Annotated in this window: 12 protein-coding genes; 7 read left to right on the top strand and 5 right to left on the bottom strand. The window is 69.3% G+C overall.

Translation table 11 applies throughout. The features are described 5' to 3' along the window. The first annotated feature begins 200 nt into the window (after positions 1-200). Together FOF48_RS11825 and FOF48_RS11830 are read left to right on the top strand one after the other, a co-directional pair. Positions 201-896: a DNA-binding protein gene (locus FOF48_RS11825; RefSeq protein ID WP_143900965.1), complete on the top strand. Its 696-nt coding sequence runs from the start codon at positions 201-203 to the stop codon at positions 894-896. 207 nt (positions 897-1,103) lie between these two features. Next, positions 1,104-3,554: a transglycosylase SLT domain-containing protein gene (locus FOF48_RS11830; RefSeq protein WP_143900967.1), complete on the top strand. Its 2,451-nt coding sequence runs from the start codon at positions 1,104-1,106 to the stop codon at positions 3,552-3,554. A 150-nt stretch (positions 3,555-3,704) separates the two neighbouring features. Here the strand turns inward: FOF48_RS11830 and FOF48_RS11835 are convergent, their stop codons facing one another. After that, a complete protein-coding gene (locus tag FOF48_RS11835; protein WP_186001876.1) occupies positions 3,705-4,520 on the bottom strand; it encodes a hypothetical protein in 816 nt (271 codons plus the stop codon). 322 nt (positions 4,521-4,842) lie between these two features. Between FOF48_RS11835 and FOF48_RS11840 the strand changes: the two genes are divergently transcribed. Continuing rightward, positions 4,843-6,234, top strand: a complete 1,392-nt coding sequence (locus FOF48_RS11840; RefSeq protein WP_143900969.1) for a M28 family metallopeptidase — start codon at positions 4,843-4,845, stop codon at positions 6,232-6,234. 70 nt (positions 6,235-6,304) lie between these two features. On the opposite strand, the gene FOF48_RS11845 is transcribed toward FOF48_RS11840, so the two are convergent. Then, a complete protein-coding gene (locus FOF48_RS11845; protein WP_143900971.1) occupies positions 6,305-7,186 on the bottom strand; it encodes a fatty acid desaturase in 882 nt (293 codons plus the stop codon). Positions 7,187-7,476: 290 nt separating this feature from the next. Between FOF48_RS11845 and FOF48_RS11850 the strand changes: the two genes are divergently transcribed. From FOF48_RS11850 to FOF48_RS11860, 3 genes are all read left to right on the top strand, one after another. Continuing rightward, a complete protein-coding gene (locus FOF48_RS11850; protein WP_143900973.1) occupies positions 7,477-8,139 on the top strand; it encodes a TenA family transcriptional regulator in 663 nt (220 codons plus the stop codon). A 173-nt stretch (positions 8,140-8,312) separates the two neighbouring features. Next, positions 8,313-8,939, top strand: a complete 627-nt coding sequence (locus FOF48_RS11855; RefSeq protein ID WP_143900975.1) for a DUF47 domain-containing protein — start codon at positions 8,313-8,315, stop codon at positions 8,937-8,939. A gap of 1 nt (position 8,940) precedes the next feature. Continuing rightward, on the top strand, positions 8,941-9,966 hold the full coding sequence (locus FOF48_RS11860) for an inorganic phosphate transporter (protein ID WP_143900977.1): 1,026 nt from the start codon (positions 8,941-8,943) through the stop codon (positions 9,964-9,966). Between the two features lie 68 nt (positions 9,967-10,034). Here FOF48_RS11860 and FOF48_RS11865 read toward each other — a convergent pair whose 3' ends face one another. Continuing rightward, positions 10,035-11,822: a hypothetical protein gene (locus FOF48_RS11865; protein WP_143900979.1), complete on the bottom strand. Its 1,788-nt coding sequence runs from the start codon at positions 11,820-11,822 to the stop codon at positions 10,035-10,037. A gap of 219 nt (positions 11,823-12,041) precedes the next feature. On the opposite strand from FOF48_RS11865, the gene FOF48_RS11870 reads away from it, so the two are divergent. Then, complete coding sequence (locus tag FOF48_RS11870; RefSeq protein WP_143900981.1) at positions 12,042-13,457, top strand: radical SAM protein; 1,416 nt, start codon at positions 12,042-12,044, stop codon at positions 13,455-13,457. On the opposite strand, the gene FOF48_RS11875 is transcribed toward FOF48_RS11870, so the two are convergent. Together FOF48_RS11875 and FOF48_RS11880 are read right to left on the bottom strand one after the other, a co-directional pair. Beyond that, entirely contained in the window at positions 13,435-14,265 is an 831-nt protein-coding gene (locus tag FOF48_RS11875; RefSeq protein ID WP_143900983.1) for an acyl-CoA desaturase, read from the bottom strand. The genes FOF48_RS11870 and FOF48_RS11875 overlap by 23 nt on opposite strands. Positions 14,266-14,336: 71 nt before the next feature. Next, entirely contained in the window at positions 14,337-18,629 is a 4,293-nt protein-coding gene (locus FOF48_RS11880) for an AAA family ATPase (RefSeq protein ID WP_143900985.1), read from the bottom strand. Positions 18,630-18,635: the final 6 nt, after the last annotated feature.

The following is an 18,635-nucleotide window of genomic DNA, read 5'->3' on the forward strand; positions in this document are numbered from 1 at the left end:
ACGCTAGTGCTACAAAACATCCTTATCAATACGTCTCATGTCTCAAGTGAAACATCCTCACTCTCAGGAATCATGTGTTTTATCGCCCAGAGAAGTAAAAACCGATAACTCGAAACACGCGCATCCGGCGCGACGGCACCAGAGCAGAATAAGCAGATTTACGAGCTTAAAATGCTCTCCCGGGTGATAAGACCCGGGGCATGATCCCTTCCCATCTCCCGCTCTCCCGTTCCCCTTCCCTTTCGCGTCGGAGTGTCCTGGCGCTGCTCGGCGTCGTCGCGCTCGCGCTCGGCGGCTGCGACACGGCGCTCTCCATCGCCGACGCGCGTTCGCGTGGCACCGGCGCGGAGGTGACGGTGGAGGGCACCGTCACCGTGGCCCCCGGCACCTTCGCCTCCGCGTTGGGGGACGAAGGGTTCGCGATCCAGGACGACACCGCCGGCCTCTACGTCAAGGTGGCCGAGAAGCTGTCGTTCGGGCTGGGCGCCCGCGTGCGCGTCACCGGCACGCTGGATGAGCAGAACCAGCTGCGCATCCTCAAGGCCGTGCCCGCGGACGTCGAGCTGAAGTCCGGAACCGGGACCGTGCCCCCGAAGGACGTCTCCACCGGCGGCGTGAACGAGTCCGTGGAGGGCCAGCTCATCCGCGTCAGCGGCGCCATCACCCAGGCGTTCCAGGACGACTCGCCCTACGGCTACAAGCTCTACATCAACGATGGCTCTGGCGAGGTGCAGGTGTTCGTGCACGTGTCGGCCGGCTTCGACGCGGCGGCGCTGAAGGCCCTCGCCGTGGGCCAGCGCATCCAGGTGGTGGGCCTGGCCGCCCAGTACGAAACGACCTACGAGGTCGCGCCCCGCATGCCGGGCGACCTCGTCGTCCAGACGACGACCCCCTAGCACCCGACGCCCCCCTGGGTGCGAGGAACCCCGGGCACCCGTTCCGGGTGAACCGGGCCGTTGGCTTTCGTGCATCGCTTGGGATGTGGGCCTCCGAGCGGATGCACGAAAGCCAACGCGCGTCCACGAGGTGGCCGGACGGGCAGGTTCCGTTCTCACCGGCAGTGCCAATCCATCGAGGTCCCTGGCGGACGAACGAGGGCTGGCATGGACGGAGTTCGAGGAGCGACAGCGGTCTTGCTCGCGTGCGCGGGGCTGTGGGCTCCGGGCGCCGCGTGGGCCCAGGCCCCCGGCGAGGACGAAGCCAGCGACGTGATGTCGGAGGAGAAGCTGGAGGCCCTGCTGGACACGCCGACGGCGCAGCCTACCCAGGACGAGGTGACGGCGGAGGCGTTTGGACCGGAGCGGCTGACGTCCTACTTCGCGGAGGGACTGCTCGCGAAGGCGCGCGCGGAGTTCGACCGGGGCCGCTACCGGTCCGCGCGGGCGCTGCTCGCCACCGAATCCCCCCCTTCCCTTCCGGGCCGCTACCTCCAGGCCCAGAGCGCGTTCCTCGCGCGCGACTTCGCCACCGCCGCCGAGGAGTTCACCGCGCTGGCGGAGGACTATGTGCCCCTGCGCGACCACTGCCTGATGCGGGCCGCCGAGTCCCATGAGCGCCTGCACAAGCCGCTGCGCGCGGCGGAGCAGTACGGCGCGGTGAGTCCGGCCTCGCCGCTCTATCCGGAGGCGCGCTTCACCCTGGCGCGCGTGCTCAAGCGCCAGAACCGCATCCCCGAGGCGCTGACCGCGCTCCAGGCCCTCATCGACAGCCGGCAGGCGCGGGGGCCGGACGCGCTCCGGATGAAGGCGCTGCTGGCGTACTGCGACCTGGCGCGCGCGCAGGGGCAGTACAACGCCGAGCACCGCGCGCTGCTGGAGGTCTGGGCGACGGCGCCCCTGTCGCCCGAGGCGGCCCGCGCGCGCGTGCTGCTGCGGGACCTGCCGCTGCCCATGAAGTGGCGGGTGCGCCGCGCCGAGGCGCTGGTGGAGCTGCACCAGAACGTCGCGGCCATGAACCTGCTGGCCCGTTCAGGGCCGCGGACGGAGCTCCCGGACGAGCTGGCCTGCGGCGCCCAGCTCACCCTGGGCCGCGCGCTGCGCAAGGAGCGGCAGCACCGGCGCGCCATCCAGGTGCTGGAGCCGGTGGCGCGCGAGTGCCTGTCCCCCGAGCAGCGCCCGCAGGCGCTCTACCTCCTCGCGTATTCGCAGTCGGTGGTGCAGCCGGAGGCGGCCGTGGACACGTACGCCACGCTGGCCCGGGACTACCCGGCGCACGGCTACGCGGACGACGCGCTGTTCTTCGAGGCGTGGACGCAGCAGCGCCTGGGGCTCGTGGACGAGGCGCTCCAGAACTACGAGGCGCTGGCGAAGCAATACCCCGCCGGCAACTTCGCCGCCGAGGCCCTCTTCCGCGCCTTCTGGCTGCACCAGCGCAAGGGCGAGACGCAGCCCGCGCTCGCGTCGCTGATGGCGGTGGAGCAGCTGCCGGAAGCGGCGCGCACCGACGAAGCCCTGTGGCGCGCCCGCTACTGGCAGGCGCGCGTGCAGGAGTCCGGCGGCGCGGTGGACGCGGCGCTCACGCGCTACGAGCTCATCGCCACCGAGCGGCCCACGGCCTGGTACGGCCTGCTCGCCCGGACGCGGCTCGCGCAGCACGCGCCGGAGCGGATGGCCCGCCTGACGGCGGCGTCCGCCGCACCGAAGGCCATGTCCATCCCGAACACCGCCGGGCCCGTCACCGACGAGGTCTGGCCCCTGCCCCCGGGCCCGCTCCAGAAGGACCCGCGCTTCGCCGCGGGCGTGGAGCTCTTGCGCCTGGGCCAGCCGGGCGTGGTGGAGGAGCTGCTCGCGGTGGACACGCGCGGCCTGGCGGAGGCGCCCGCGCGGCTGCTCTACCAGACGATGCGCCGCACCGGGCGGGGCCGGGCCACGCGGCAGGTGGCGCGCGTGTCGCTTCGCCAGGAGGCCGCCGGGCCGCTGAGCGCCGCGTCGCGCCCGGTGTGGGAGGCCACGTGGCCGCTCGCGTTCCGGCCGCTCATCCAGAGCTCTTCGCGGTCAGCGCGAGTGGATCCCGATCTGCTCCAGGGCCTCATCCGCGAGGAGAGCCGCTTCAACCCGCGCGCGCGCTCCGCCACGGGAGCGCTGGGACTGGCGCAGCTCATGCCCTCGACGGCGCGCCAGGTGGCGGACTCGCTGAAGATGGCCTCGTTCGACGTGTCCTCGCTGCTTCAGCCCGCGCCGAACATCCGCCTGGGCGCGGCGTACCTGGGGCAGTTGCTCAAGCACTTCGACGGCAACCCCGCCTACGCCGTGGCCGCGTACAACGCGGGACCCGCGGCCGTGGAGCGCTGGCGCCGGGCCCTGCCCCAGGCGGAGCTGGACGAGTGGGTGGAGCACATCGCCTTCGACGAGACCCGCGACTACGTGAAGCGCGTCCTGGGCAGCTACAGCGCCTACAAGCTGCTCTACGCGAACGAAGTGCCCGCGTCGTTCCAGAAGGCCCACAAGGCCCCCCTGGAGGCCGCGCGCGCGCCTACGGTGAGCCCCGCGACGGGCACCGGCGGCAGCGGCAGGAACGCGGTGACGCCGACGTCCACCCTGTCTGGCGGACGGTAGGGCTCCCACCTCGACGGTGAGGCCAGGACGCGAACGCCCAACGGCGGCAGGACTCCATGGCACGTTGGGCGAACGCCTTGACCCCCTCACGTCGCCGGACGGGACCTTGGCTCCCGTCCGGCGCGCGAGGAAACAGTGCGGCGATGGGCGCTACTTCACGCCCGTGGGCGCGGTGATGGACTCGGAGTTGATGGTGTACTGGCTGGCGATGGCGTTCGTGTCGATGCCCGTGAAGTGGCGGTACGGGTAGGCACCCTCCGCGATGGTCTCGATGAACTCCACCTGATCACCGGTGATGCGCTTGCCGTTGATGTCCACCGTGAACGTGTTCTTCTCCGAACCCACGCGCCACACGCACGCGCCCACGTTCTCCTTGGCCGAGCCGAGCGACAGACCGTCGACGTCGAAGTCGTTCAGGAAGTGGTGGTGCATCTCCGCCCAGCGGAGGAAGTCCCGCCAGTTGGTGAACACGATGACCATGCCCGCCGGCTGCGGGCTGGAGCCCTGGAGCACGCCGCCCAGGTAGACGTTCATCGTGTAGCGCGAGCCCCCCGGCGAACCGGTGAACGTGGGCGCCATGGTGACCGAGTTGGCCTCCTTGCCCGGCGTGACCCTCAGCGTGCTGACGACCTGATCGCCGTCACGCGCGGACAACTGGTAGCCACCGTTCGCGCCCAGGCTCATCCCGACGCGCTGCTCCCACTTCACGGCCTGCGCGAAGGTGCTCGCGACGCCGTCCTTCTGGGTGGTGAGCCCGGACACAGCGAGACCGTCCGCCACGGAATCGAGCTTCGCCCGGCCCATCGCACAGCTGCTGATGCCTTCGAACCTCTTGACACACTGGGACTGCGCCGCCGACTCCTGCGCGTTCAGGGAACCGGCGGACTGGCTGTCGTCGCCGCCCGCACAACCCGCGAGGCTCAGGAACATGGAAGCCAGCAGGGGACCCGTCATCTTCAGGTGCATGCGCTACCTCGTCATGGGGTGAACTGCACGCCTCCCCATTGCACCCCTTGAGCCAACACACCGGACGCGTCTGTCTTCACTCTTGCCATTCATTGAATGAGAAAACAGGAGTAGCGACATGAGTCACATGAAACACTGTATTTGTAGCAAGGCGAGTCACAGCGGCCGCCAAGACGGCCCGGCGGGATCCGGCGCGCCCCCTTTGAAACCTGGATTCACTGAATGAACTGATAACGCACGGAATCGCGCCGCGGCGCACAACTTCTGACCGGCTCGGTCGGATAATCTCAGGAAGCGCGTTTCCTCCCCCGGACTCCCCACCATGGCCACGAAGATCAACGACAGCTCGCGCCCCCTCACCTCCGTGTCGCGGTTGAACTCGCAGGACGCGCGGAGCACGGACGCGAAGTCGAAGAACCGTCCCCTCGCGTTCAAGGACGGCTTCGAGTCCTCCGGCACGCGCCCCTCCCTGCCCCGGCTGCCCGCGCCGCCCCCGGTGCTGTCGCTGCCCGCGCCCTGCACTCCGGCGCCCACGACGCCGGTGCCGGAGACGCCCGCCGAGCCGCCCGTGTCGGTCGACTCGGATCCGATGACGCACATCGAGTACCTGGCCTCCGACGCGCTGAAGGGCCGTGACAGCCCCTCCGAGGGCCTGGACGCGGCGAGCGCCTACGTGCAGGCGCACGCGGAGAAGTACGGCCTCGTGGGGCCCAACTCGAACAACCCGGCGAACCCCTTCCAGCAGAAGTTCAACGTCTACTCCTGGCTGGGGCCGAACACGGCCGGCGAGGCGAACGGCGCGGCCCACGGCGAGCACAAGCAGTTCGGCCACAAGATGTTCCAGGAGGGGTTCTACCTGGACGAGAAGATGCCCAAGGACACGCTGAAGCTGCTCAACAAGCAGTACGAGAGCACGATGAAGGCGGCGGGCCAGCCGCTGGCCCCGGCGCGGTCCGGGAAGCAGCGCAGCGTGGAGGAGCTCAAGCAGGTGGCCACGGCGACGGGACAGGCCGTGAACACGATGGCGATGCTGCCCGGCACCGGCCCCCACAAGGACGAGGTCATCGTGGTGATGGCCCACCTGGACCACGTGGGCGTGGACCGCAAGGGCAACCCGTTCAACGGCGCGGACGACAACGCGTCAGGCAGCGCGGTGCTGATGGCGGCGGTGCCGGAGCTGGCGGAGGCCGCGAAGAACGGCAAGCTGGACCGCTCCGTGCTCTTCATCTGGACGGGCGCGGAGGAGAAGGGGCTGGTGGGCTCGCAGTACTTCGTGGACCACCCCATCCCCGGGCTGGAGATGAAGGACATCGCCGGCGTCATCAACACGGACATGGTGGGCCGCTGGGATGATCAGCGCCTGTCCGTCGTGGACACCAACACCAAGGGCCAGCCCAACTACTTCCGGGACGTGGTGGACCAGGCGAACCAGCAGATGGCGGACCCGTTCGACCGCATCAACCGGGACATCAACGTGTACCGCGACCGCCAGGACGGCGCGTCGTTCGGGCGCAAGGGCGAGGACGTGCTCTTCCTCTTCGAGGGCCTGTCCAACCCCGAGGGCGGCGGCGATCTCATCCCCGAGTACCACCGGCAGGATGACGACATCGAGAAGATCATCGAGGACAACGGCGGCAACAAGCCCCGCCGCGTGAAGGACCTCCTGGTGAACGTCATCAACCTGGCGGCGAACCGCGTCCCCGCGGAGAAGTGATGGGACGGGGGGGCGGAGCGCCCCCCTCTTTTTCCGCCGGACGACGGCGCTCCGCGGGGGGCCCTCGGCCTCAGGCCGCCAGCTTCTCCCCCGTCGCCGCGGGCGCCGCGGCGATGGCGTCCAGTTCGTGCTGGCTGAGCACGACCTTCGCTTCGGAGCCGCGCCAGACGAACGGGATGCCCGGCTGACGGTAGAGGTGCGCGGGGATCTCCCGCGCGAGCTGGGCGTGCAGCTCCGGCAGCTTGGACCAGTGCAGCCCGTGCCGCGTGTGATGCGCGGTGTGGTAGCCCAGGTTGCCGGTCATCAGGTTGTAGCCGCGGTGGAGGATGTTGTACGAGGCCTCCGAGTGCAGCTCGGTGTTCAGGTCCACGTGGTGGAAGAAGGTCGCCCACACCGTGACGAACAGCGACGCCACCATGGGCAGCAGGAACACGAAGAGCGCGTTGTAGGGGTTCACCCAGAACAGCCCCGCCAACAGGACGACCTGCAGCACGCCCATCGCGATGAACACCCGCAGCGCCTTGGGGTGCTGCTGGCGCCCCACTTCGAACGCCCGCGGATACGCGGTCAGCATGGTGCTGAGCGAGTACTCCAGCTCGCCCATGGTCGTGCCGTCATCGCGCTTCCAGCGCGACTCGTCCTTCGTCTGGTCCAGGTAGTTGCGGTGGTGGCCCAGCACGTGGTGGAGGAACCACGCCTGCGACGTCACGCCCGTCTGGAAACCGAAGATGATCTCCAGGAGGCGGTTGGGCAGCGCGTGCCGGAACATCGACAGGTGCTGGTGGTGGTGGTTCCACGAGCAGATCCATCCCTTGGGGATGATGCCCAGGCCGAACCACAACACCGGCACCCACCAGCTGCTCGCCGTGAGGAACACCGTCACGTCGAGCGCGAACACGCACGTGAACAACAGGACCGGGATGCGATCTTCGGGATGCCGGAACAGGGTCATGCGCCTTCCGCGACAAGAGGGATCAGGGAACAAATGCTGATTTTCCAACTGTAGGACGTGAAGCCCCGCCTGGAACAGGCCCGCCCAGGCGGACATGCCCCACGTCGCCCACTCGCCCCTTCTCCCACACACCCGCCGTGGGGGCCCCCTCTGGAACGGGCAGGTTCCACAATGGCGGTAAACAACGTAGTCGCATTGAACTTGCATTTCTACTATTTCAAGAATCACAGTCCTGAATTGTGATAAACGCCGACCCAGCCCTTTCTGGCAGCACAGGCCCTGGAGGCGTCATGCGGAACCAGACCATCGAGGCGGCGCTCGCGAAGAACCCCCACCGTGAGCAGCTCATCAAGCACCGGTTCTTCGAAGTGGTGGATGAGAAGGCCTTCAGCCGCGAGCAGGCGGAGATGGTGCTGGGCCAGTGGTGGCACCCGCTGCACTACTTCCCCAACTTCCTGGGCAAGCTGCTCGCCGTCTGCCCGCAGATCGAGATGAAGACGGCGGTGTCGCACATCCTCAACCAGGAGGTGGGCGAAGGGGATCCGGAGCGCGCGCACGAGCGCTTCTTCATCACGACGATGACGGACGCGGGCTTCACGAAGGCGGGCGTGTCCGAAGCGGACATGGCGCCCGCCACGCGCCGGCTGCTCGACGGCTACCAGCGCTCCACGGACAACCACCTCACGGGCCTGGGCTTCCTCTACGGCACGGAGGTGGCGGACCTCACCATGGTGGCGAAGCTGGGCAAGCTGGTGCGCCGCACCACGGGCCTCAAGTCCCTGCCCTGGGTGGACATCCACGTGAAGCAGGAGCCGGACCACGTGGAGACGGCCGGCCACACCATGGGGCTCGAGTACACCGACGCGGAGCTGGCCACCATCACCCGGGGCGCGGAGGAGATGTGGCAGCTGTGGGTGGGATTCTTCGAGGAGCTGCGCAACCGCGTCGTCTGAGCCGCCGCCGCGTCACGCTCCAACCTCCTGGAATTCGTGCGATTTCGCACGCGGCACTGGCGAATCTCTCCAGGTAGGGTACTCACTCGCGCGCCACGGGAGTGCCACACCTCGCGCCTCTCCTCCTCCCGCGGCGGACCTCGCCTGGCCCTCCAGGCGCCGAGGGAGAATCCATGCTCGAAAAGCTGATGCCGAAGTCGGACGAGTTCTTCGACGACTTCGACGCGCAATGCGCAAGGACCGTCGAGGGAGCCCAGCTCCTGCACGACCTGTTGAGCGACTACCGGGACGTGCCCGCGCGCGTCCAGGCGCTCAAGGACGTGGAGCACAAGGGTGACGACGTCACCCACGCGGCCTTCAACCGGCTCCACCAGCAGTTCATCACCCCCTTCGACCGCGGGCAGATCCACTCGCTGCTGTCGCGCATCGACGACGTGCTGGACCTGACCAACGCGGCGGCGGCGCGCCTGCTGTACTACGAGATCGACAGCACCCGGGCGGACGCCACGGAGCTGGCGCGGCTCCTGGTGCTGTCCACGCGCAAGGTGCAGGAGGTGGTGGCCGCCCTGCGCCTCATCAAGAAGCCGGAGCAGATCCTGGCGGGCTGCAAGGAGATCAAGCACCTGGAGTCGCAGGCGGACGAGGTGCTGCGCGCGGGCATGGGCCGGCTGTTCAAGAGCGGCGTGGACACCCTGACCATCATCAAGTGGAAGGAGATCTACGACCTCATCGAGACGGCGACCGACAAGTGCCAGGGTGTCGCCAACGTCATCGAAGGCGTCGTGCTGGAGCACTCCTGAGATGCTGCTCGCCGCGGTCGTCCTCATCGTCATCGTCGCGCTCGTCTTCGACTTCATCAACGGCTTCCACGACGCCGCGAACTCCATCGCCACGGTCGTCTCCACGCGCGTGCTGTCGCCCAACCTCGCGGTGGCCTGGGCGGCGTTCTTCAACTTCGTGGCGGCGTTCGCCGGCGGCGTTCACGTCGCCAACACCATGGGCAAGGGCATCATCAACTTCGACATGCTCCGCGCGGCCGGCCCCACCGCGGTGTTGATGGTCATCTTCTCCTCGCTCATCGGGGCCATCTCCTGGAACCTGCTCACCTGGTGGTGGGGGCTGCCCTCGTCGTCGTCGCACGCGCTGGCGGGCGGGATGATTGGCGCCACGCTGCCGGTGCTGGGCTTCCAGGGCCTGGTGGGCTCCGGCATCGCGCGCATCGCGGCGTTCATCGTGCTGTCGCCGCTCATCGGCATGGTGCTGGGCATCGGGATGATGGTGGCCAGCACGTGGGCGGTGCGCCGTCAGACGCCCCTGCGCGTGGACACCTGGTTCCGCAGGCTCCAGCTGGTGTCGTCCGCCATCTTCTCCTTCAGCCACGGCACCAACGACGCGCAGAAGGTGATGGGCATCATCGCCGTGGTGCTCTTCGGCACCATCTGGCGCGACCGGCCCTTCCACATCGACTGGTGGATGATCATCTCCTGCCACGCCGCCATCGCGATGGGCACCTTCTTCGGCGGCTGGCGCATCATCCGCACCATGGGCCACAGCCTCACGAAGCTGGCGCCCATTGGCGGCTTCTGCGCGGAGACGGGCGGCGGCGTCACCATCATCGCGCTGGCGGAGCTGGGCATCCCCGTGTCCACCACCCACACCATCACCGGCGCCATCGTCGGCGTGGGGTCCACGCGCGGCTGGCGCGCGGTGAAGTGGGGCACCGCGGGACGCATCATCTGGGCGTGGGTGTTCACCATCCCCGCCGCCGCGCTGGTGTCCGTCATCGTCTACGGCATCACGCTGGCCATCGTCCAGATGGTGGGCTGAGCGCAAGAGCAGCGTCCCCCCACCCAGGGCGGGCCCCTTCGCGGGGGTCCGCCCTTCGTGTCTTTGGACTAATCCACGACGCGGGCGTTGGTCAGCGACGGCGGCCCGCCCAGCGCGGGCGGCGTCCAGGGGATCACCTTGCGGTTGCGCCACTCGACGAACTTGAGCGACGGGTCCTCCAGCGGCACGTCGAAGGTGAAGGAGATGCGCGTGGGGCCCTCCGCGTCCGCCTCCTCGATGCGCGCCTTCATGCCCTTCATGTCGAACTCATCCCCCTGCTTCACCGGGTAGTTCACGCCGCGGTAGATGCGCTCCTCCAGGATGTTGAGGTAGTGCTTCCCGTCCGTCAGCGACAGCTCCAGCGAGTTGGGGCCGGTGCGCGTCACCTTCTGCTCCTCCGACTTGTAGGACAGCACCCACCAGTTCTTCGGCAGGGGCCGGCCCGAGGACCACCACTGCACGGAGCCGTAGATGCCCACCGTGCCGCTGGGGGCGTTGAGCACCACCAGGCGCTGGTTCGGGAACTGCTCCAGGTCCAGGGCCTCCGCGTAGCGCAGGTTCACGCGCTTGAACAACGCGTCCACCTGCGAATAGAAGCCCGAGGTCTGCCACCAGACGTACGGCGCGCCCACGACGTGCAGGAGCGCCATCACCGCCGCGCCCGCCAGCACCGCGCCCGCCCGGGGCTTCAGCGCGCGGCCGCGCCACGCGCAGCGCAGCACCACCGCCAGCGCCACCGCCATGCCCAGGCTGGGCACGATGAGCGTGCGGGCGCCCGCCAGCGGCGAGCTGCCCAGCCACGTGGACAGGAACGAGCCCGTCAGCAGCCACTTCAGCGTCTTGCGCTCCGCCGGCTCCACCTGCGGCCACACGCCCCACAGGAGCAACCCGAAGAACACCAGGCCCGCCGCGCCCAGCAGCTGGAAGGTGGGCACATAGGACGGGTCCAGGATGTAGTCGTTGGGCGCGCTGAGCGTCAGCCCCGCGATGGCGGCGGGCACGCGCGCGAACATCCCCATGAACCACTGCACCGGCGCCCCGTACGGATCCAGGTGCGTGTCCTGCCTCGCCGCGCCGTAGCCCAGCGCCTTGTACATGACGAGGAAGGCGGTCATCAGCGCGCCAAACGGGATGAGCGCCTTGAGCCGGTCGGACGGCTTGCCCGGACCCGCGAAGGCCTCATAGGCGAGGACGTAGGGGATCATGATGAGCACCGTCTCCGCGCCCGCCAGGCCCAGCGCGAAGGCGATGAGCGACCCCACCAGCGCGCCCTTGCGCTGGCGCTCGCGCCACTCCATGTGCAGCCAGAGGCCCAGCACCCCGAAGAGCATGGACACCAGCAGCACGCGGTAGGACAGCCAGCCCACCACCGCGCTGTGGGAGCCGTTGACGGCGAAGAGGAACAGCGCCAGCCCGGCCAGCCCCGTGGGCAGCAGCCGCCGGAACAGCACGCCCACCAGCATCACCAGGCCCACGTACCAGAGCAGCGAGTGCACGTGATACGCGACGGCGACGCGGTTGTAGAGCAGGTGATCCAGGCCGAACAGCGCGCTGCCCAGCGGCCGGAAGAAGGCCAGCTTCACCCCGGGCTCCACCCACCACGGGAAGATGCCCGCATGGGACATCTGCGCGGTGTGCTCCGCGACGCCCGTGGCCGTGCGGTACACGTCGAAGTGCGTGTTCGCCAGCGGCGCTGGCTGCGGCAGGTTGTCCCAGACGCCCAGCCAGACATAGTCGTCGAACATCCAGCCCGTGTTCAGCGTCAGCAGGCTGAGCGCCGCCGCGGCGACGACTGAAATCCAGAAATAGCGTCGAAACGGCCAACCACCGGAGGATGGCGGAGGAGAGGTATCCATGTTTCAAAGATCTATCAGCAGCGCCCCCCGACGAGATAGGTCCTGCCGGGTCGTCCGCTGACACCGGAAACACGCGGAGTGCGTCGCGGCCGACGGAGATCCTTTGCCACTGCCCGGACTCCGGGTGATTCTCGGCGAACGGAGGGGGCCGCGGTCCGGCAGAGGCAACCGCGAACGGGCGCGGGGCGTTCCTTCCGTGCCCTCGTCCGGAGCGCACGCATGCGCATCGCCATCATCGCCACGTACACCCATCCGACCCGCCTGCGGATCAAGGAACCCTCCATCATGCAGTCCTCCGTGCCGGAGCTGATCGCCGGCCTGTGCCCGGAGCACGCGCAGGTGGAGATCTTCAACGAGAAGGAGGCCGACCTGCCGTTGGACAGGCACTGGGACCTGGTCTTCTTCTCGTACCTGCACTCGTACTACGAGCACACCAAGGTGCTCTCCACCCTCTTCCGTCAGCGCGGCATGACGACGGTGGCGGGCGGGCGGCACGCCAGCCACTTCCCCGACGACGCGGCCCTCTATTTCGACGCGGTCATCACCGGCGAGCCCGAATCCAACGTGCCCGCGCTCATCGCCGACTTCGAGAAGGGCGAGCTGAAGCCGCGCTACAGCCTGCCGTCGCAGGGCGCCGCGGCCATCCGCCCGTACCGCTACGAGCTCATCGACTTCACGCACAACAAGGTGCGCCTGCCGGGCATCGAGGCGTCGCGAGGCTGCCCCTTCACCTGCAACTTCTGCGTGCTCACCGGCCACGAGCGCTACCGCTTCCGCCCCATCCCCGAGGTCATCGACGAGATCCAGACGCGCATGCGCTGGAACCCGAACTTCCTGGGGCTGATGGATGACGCCTTCGTCTTCCTGGACAACAACCTGGGCGGCTCCCCCAAGTACCTGCGCGCGCTGTGCGAAGCGCTCATCCCCTTGAAGAAGACCTGGGGCTGCGCCCTCACCTTCAACGTGCTCAAGGATGAAGCGCTGGTGAAGCTGATGGCGAAGGCGGGCTGCCGCTACGTCTACACCGGCCTGGAGTCCCTCAACCCGGACTCCATCAAGGCGATGAACAAGGGGCAGAACAAGCTGTCGGAGGTGGACGCCGTCATCCGCCGCGTCTTCTCCGCCGGCATCCTGCTGTCCTTCGGGCTCATCGTCGGCTCGGACGGCGACACCAACGAATACCTGCACCGGCTGCCGGGGTACCTGGCGGACCTGAAGTACTTCTCCGTCACCTTCCTGGGCATCGTGTGCCCGTATCCGGAGACGCCCTTCTTTCGCGAGCTCCAGGCGGACAACCGGCTGCTGCCGGGCACCACCAGCCGCGACTATGACGGCTACACGCTGTGCCACCGGCCCAAGCAGCTCCACGCGTCGGAGGTGGTGGAGCACTTCCGCCGGCTGTGTCACACGCTGGGGAGCCTGCCCAACATCGCGCGGCACTACGCGTCCAAGCTGATGATGAGCGACCTGCCCCGCTACAAGCAGACCATCCTCTTCTCCGGGCCGGAGATCATCAGCATCCGCAACCCGGTGAAGAACCCGGCGCGCCGCTACATCGCGGGCCTGGACGCCATCGAGGAGTGGGACGTGAAGCAGATGGCCGCGCTGGGCCTCAAGCCCCAGCTTCTGACCTGAGCCGGGACGGCAGGCGCACGTCCCACGCCAGCCCCACGGCCTGGAGCGCGCGGATGAAGAGCCAGCCTGGATCCCACTGCCACCACACCCAGCCGTGCCGCGCGGACGCAGGGAAGGCGTGGTGGTTGTTGTGCCAGCCCTCGCCCAGCGCGAGGACGCTCACCCACCACACGTTCCGGCTCTGGTCGCGCGTGTCGTGGACGCGCGAGCCGAACGCGGCGTGGCACACGGAGTTCACCGCGTAGGTGCTCTGCATCCAGCACACCACCGGCAGGAAGAAGTACGCGGGCACCGCGCGCCAGCCGAACGTCAGCCCCACCGCGAGCACCGCCAGCACCTGCGGCGCGATCCGGTAGCGCAGGAGCCAGTGGTAGTAGCCGTCCTGCGCCATGTCGCGGCACCAGGTGCGCCAGCCGTCCTCCTCCGTGGAGGCCTCGTTGAGGATCCACCCCATGTGCGCGTACCAGAACCCGCGCACGGGCGAATGCACGTCGCCCTCCATGTCCGCCTTCGCGTGATGCAGCCGGTGGTTGGCGGCCCACAGCAGCGGGCTGCCCTGCGCCGTCAGCATGGCCACCGTCACCAGCGCGTACTCCACCCAGCGGGGGCAGGCGAAGGCCCGGTGGCAGAGGAGCCGGTGCAGCCCCACCGTGGTGCCCAGCCCGATGGACACGTACACCCCCAGCGCCACCGGCAGCGCGTACGGAGGCCACGGGAGGAAGAAGGCCAGCGCGGCCAGCGCATGCACCACGAGCATGTAGCCGACGATGACGGGACTGAACCGGAAGCGGAGCGGAGCGGTGGTCATGGCCTGGTGCGGAGTCGAAGGGGAGGCACGCAGCGTAGGGGCCGGGCCTGACGGCGCGGGGGGATGCACGGTCACCCCCCCCGCGCGGCGCGGGGCGGCGGGAGCGCCGCGGTGCCGGGCAGCAGGGCCTGCATCGCGGCCTGGAAGCGGTCCATGCGGCGCAGCTCCGCGTGGGCCTCCACCTGCGTGAAGATGGCCCGGGCGCGGGCCAGGAACGCGTCCCGCCGGTGCGGCAGCGCCACCGCCGCGTCGAAGTAGGCCACGCCCGTCTCCCAGCGGTTGGGGCTCTTCTCCAGGACGGCGATGGCCTCCAGGAACACCGGCTCCGCGGCCCTCGGGCCCTTGCGCAGGGCCAGGGCGCGCGCCGTCACGCGCAGCGCCGGGCCCTTGAGGTACGGGTACAGCCGGGCGATCACGCGCGCCTTGAGGCAGGCCAGCCGCACGATGCGCAGCAGCTTCTTGCGCGACACCACCGTGGCGCCCTCCTCCAGCGCGAAGAGGGCCGCCTCCGCCGCGTCCACCAGCCCCACCTGGAGGAAGGGCACCAGCACCTGGTAGCTCCAGATGCTCTTGAAGCAGCGCACCGCGACGAGCGCCGCCTCCTCCACCTGGTGCTCGCGCACGGTGACGTTGGCCAGGTGGTTGAGGCTCGCGCACTGGTTGGCCAGGTCCGCCACCTCCATGCTGATGCGCAGGCCCTGCTCCATCTCCGCGCACAGCTCGCCGACGTCGCCTTCGCCCAGCAGGTAGCGGCACATGGGCGCCCACGAGTGCGCCCAGCCCTGGTGCATCAGCGCGTTGAGCTCCAGGCCAATGGTCCCCATCTGCTCGTAGAGCGACTCCGCCGTCCGGAAGCGCGAGTGGAGGAACTCCCCTGTCGCCTGCATCATCAGGGACGTCTGGCGCTCCCAGCGCTCGCCCACCTGGCGCAGCGTGGAGACGGCCTCCTCCTGGAACTCCCGCGCGCGCTCCAGCTCGTTGGCGAAGAAGGCCTGGATGCCCAGGCGGCTGAGCGCGAGCCCCTCCGCCACGGGGTCGCGGGAGCGCAGTGCGTAGGTGAGCGCCCGCTCGCAGTGCAGCCGCGCGCGCTTGAGCAACCCCGCGCCGAACAGCAGCGTGCCGTAATAGCCGCTGGCGAGGCTCATGGCGTAGTCGCTGCGCGAGCGCTCCGCCATGTTGGTGGACACCAGCGTCGCCCAGGTGAGCTTGGTGATGTCCGCGAAGTAGTAGATGCGGATGAGCGAGTTGAGCGTGGACAGCTGCTGGAGGTAGTTGCCCAGCCGCGACGCGGGCAGCGGCCGCAGCACGAACGGCATCAGCGTGGCCAGCCCCCGGAGGAGCAGGTTGCCCAGCGTCCGCGCGCCCAGCGCGGCCAGGTTCCCGGGGAGGCTGCGGCCTCGGAGGACCAGCGACTGCTCCAGGTGCTGCGTGGCCAGCGCGGACTCGCCCTTCTCCTGGTGCGCGCGGCCCAGGCCCAGGTGCAGCTCCGCCTGCTGCGGCACCTCCTCCTCGTCCACCAGGCACTGCTCGAACATCAGGATGGCGTTGGCGTAGTGGCCCGCCTGGAGCAGCGTCTCCGCCAGCTCCTGCATCACCCGGCGCGTCTTCAGCAGCATCGCCTCCGGGTCCACCGGCACGACGGTGCCCAGGAGCTCCAACCCCCGGTTGTAGTGGTAGAGGGCGTCGTCGTTGGCGTACTGCGCCCGCGCGCTGCGGGCCGCCATCAGCGTGTACTCCAGGCCCTTGTCCTCCACGTTGCCCGCGAGGAAGTGGAACGCGAGCAGACCCGCGGAGCCCGCGAGGTTGTCGCTCGCGCGGGCCTCCAGGTAGCGCGCGAGCCGGCGGTGCAGGTCCTCGCGCGCCGACACCAGCAGCGTGTTGTAGGCCACGTCGCGGATGACGATGTGCTTGAAGAGGCAGGTGTAGGGCTCCTCCGCCTCCAGGAGGGTGAGGCCCAGGCGCCGGAGCGTGTCCATGGCCTCGCGGAGCCTCGGGCCGGCCAGGGAGGGCACCAGCGCCGCCACCGCGTCCAGCGTGAAGATGCGCCCGATGACGGACGCCACCTTCACCACCAGCTTCTCCGTCTCGCTCAGCAGGTCGATGCGCGACAGCACCACGTCCTGGATGGAGTCCGGGAGCAGCAGGTCCTGCAGGCCGCGCTTCACCTCCATCCGCGACGCGCCGGGCTCCACCGGTCCCAGGTAGCCCTGCTCCGCCAGGCCCTCCACGATGGACTCGATGAAGAACGGGTTGCCCTGCACCTTCGCGAGCAGCCGCTCCTCCAGCGCCACGTCCGGCGGCGACAAGCGCAGGTGCACGCGCAGGAGCGCTCGCGTGTCCTCGTCGTCCAGGCTGCTCAGGTCCACCGGACAGTACTCGGGCGTGTCGCGCAGCCCCTTGAGCTGGTCGCCCGGGCGCATCGTCGCCAGCACCATGATGCGGTGCGACCCCACGCGCGCCGCGAGGTGCTGGAGCAGGTCCAACGAGATGTAGTCCGCCCAGTGCAGGTCCTCGAAGAAGAGCAGCAGCGGCTGCGCGTGGCTGAGCTTCTCCAGGAGCTGGAAGACGATCTGGAACACCTTCTGCTGCTTGCGCCTCGCGTCCATCCCCGCCGTGACGGACGTCTCCTCCAGGGACATGCCCAGGATGCCCGCGACCACGGGCATCCACTCCGGCCCCACGTCCTCCAGGCCGTCCAGCCCCTGCCGCAGGCGCGTCAGCTGCGCCTCCGTGTCATCCGAGTCGTGCAGCCCGAAGGCCTGGAGCAGCACCTCCTTCCAGGGGAAGAAGGGGGTGAACATCTCGTAGGAGTAGCAGACGCCGTACAGCGCCCGCGCGCCGCCCTCCTCCGCGTCCTCCAGGACGCGCGCGCCCAGCCGTGACTTGCCGATGCCGGCCTCGCCGGACACCACGCACACGCGGCCCTGGCCGGTGAACGACGCGTTCAGCGCCTCATGCAGCACGTTCAGCTCACGGCTGCGGCCGATGATGTCGCCCCGGCCCTTGATGAAGAGGCCGCGGCGCGTCTCCCCCAGCAGCCGGTACACCGGCACCGTGCGCGAGACGCCCTTGAGCTTCGCGTCCTCCACGAACTCGGTGGCGAAGCCGCCCTGCAGCGAGCGGGCCTGGGTGTTGGCGCACAGGTGCACGCCGCTCTGGCGTCCGCCGTGCGTCATCAAGCGCGCAGCCATGTTCACGACCTCGCCCAGCGCCGAGTACCCCTTGCGCGTCGGGGAGCCCATGTCCCCGCAGTAGGCGTGGCCGGTGGCGATGCCGATCTGCAGCTCGTCCAGGAACGGGAACGACTCCCGGGCCTTGAGCAGCTTGCAGGCCAGCCGGCACGCCAGCACCTCCTTGTTCTGCTGGGCGGTGGGCGCGCCGAACAGGACGTAGAGCACGTTGCCCTTGTCCGTGAAGTCCGTCATCAGCAGCACGCCGCCGTGGTGGGCGCTCTCGCGCTGGACGAACTCGTAGTAGGCGTTGAGGTCGCGGGTGAACGCGCCGGGGTCGTGGTCCGACGTCGCATGCGTGAAGCGCACGAAGAAGCAGGTGACGTCGCGGAAGTCTCCGGTGAACTCCTGGTGCGCGGTGGTGATCTTCGTGAAGAGCACCGGGTGCAGCAGGAGCGCGCACCGGCCCACCAGCTCCGCCCCTCCCGTGGGCGGCGGCAGCGGGCGCTTGACGGAGTCCACCGGCGCGTCGAGCGCCAGCCGGTGGTTGCCGCCCTCGCGGGGCTCCCCCCTTCGCGCGGCTTCCGGCAACACGTCCCACGCACGGGGGCTGAGCACCACCTCCGACACCGTGGCCTGCTTCTCCGCGCCCACCGCCTGCGCCAGCGGCTCGCCCACGAGCGCCGGGTGCATCCACAGGCCGGTGCTCCCCATCACGATGCGGGTGGACTCACCAAAGCCGATGCCGATGCGCGACGACACGCCGAAGCGCTGACCCAACAGCTCCAGCCGCGCGAAGCGCGCGAGCCGCCGCTGCACGCCCAGCGCGCACACCGCCGCGCGCTGCACGACGTCTGCGTCCGCCTCGCCGGGCGCGGCCTCGAAGCACGCGAGGATGGAGTCTCCGGCGAACTGGTAGATGTCCCCGCCGTGGTCGCGGACCACGTCGATCATCTCCGTGTAGTAGTTCGTGAGCAGCCGCTGGAGCGCGTCGATGCCTCGCGGACCCGCGCCGCTCAGCCCCACCACGATGGGCGTGAAGCCCGCGATGTCCAGCAGCAGGATGGCGCCCCGCACGGCTTCCGCGTGCGGCAGCGAATCCGCCTCATGGCTCCCGAGCCGCGCGAGGATGGCCGCCGGCATGTAGGGCGCCAGCGCCGCGACCACCGGATCAATGGGCTGCGTGGAGGACATCCCCAG

Origin of the sequence: Corallococcus sp. Z5C101001, assembly GCF_007352635.1 — a bacterium.
Lineage (GTDB): Bacteria > Myxococcota > Myxococcia > Myxococcales > Myxococcaceae > Corallococcus > Corallococcus silvisoli.

Coding starts and splice junctions, on each gene's coding strand:
- FOF48_RS11845 (WP_143900971.1), bottom strand. CDS start 7,186: ATGACCCTGTTCCGGCATCCCGAAGATCGCATCCCGGTCCTGTTGTTC.
- FOF48_RS11850 (WP_143900973.1), top strand. CDS start 7,477: ATGCGGAACCAGACCATCGAGGCGGCGCTCGCGAAGAACCCCCACCGT.
- FOF48_RS11835 (WP_186001876.1), bottom strand. CDS start 4,520: ATGCACCTGAAGATGACGGGTCCCCTGCTGGCTTCCATGTTCCTGAGC.
- FOF48_RS11875 (WP_143900983.1), bottom strand. CDS start 14,265: ATGACCACCGCTCCGCTCCGCTTCCGGTTCAGTCCCGTCATCGTCGGC.
- FOF48_RS11865 (WP_143900979.1), bottom strand. CDS start 11,822: ATGGATACCTCTCCTCCGCCATCCTCCGGTGGTTGGCCGTTTCGACGC.
- FOF48_RS11855 (WP_143900975.1), top strand. CDS start 8,313: ATGCTCGAAAAGCTGATGCCGAAGTCGGACGAGTTCTTCGACGACTTC.
- FOF48_RS11830 (WP_143900967.1), top strand. CDS start 1,104: ATGGACGGAGTTCGAGGAGCGACAGCGGTCTTGCTCGCGTGCGCGGGG.
- FOF48_RS11825 (WP_143900965.1), top strand. CDS start 201: ATGATCCCTTCCCATCTCCCGCTCTCCCGTTCCCCTTCCCTTTCGCGT.
- FOF48_RS11870 (WP_143900981.1), top strand. CDS start 12,042: ATGCGCATCGCCATCATCGCCACGTACACCCATCCGACCCGCCTGCGG.
- FOF48_RS11880 (WP_143900985.1), bottom strand. CDS start 18,629: ATGTCCTCCACGCAGCCCATTGATCCGGTGGTCGCGGCGCTGGCGCCC.
- FOF48_RS11860 (WP_143900977.1), top strand. CDS start 8,941: ATGCTGCTCGCCGCGGTCGTCCTCATCGTCATCGTCGCGCTCGTCTTC.
- FOF48_RS11840 (WP_143900969.1), top strand. CDS start 4,843: ATGGCCACGAAGATCAACGACAGCTCGCGCCCCCTCACCTCCGTGTCG.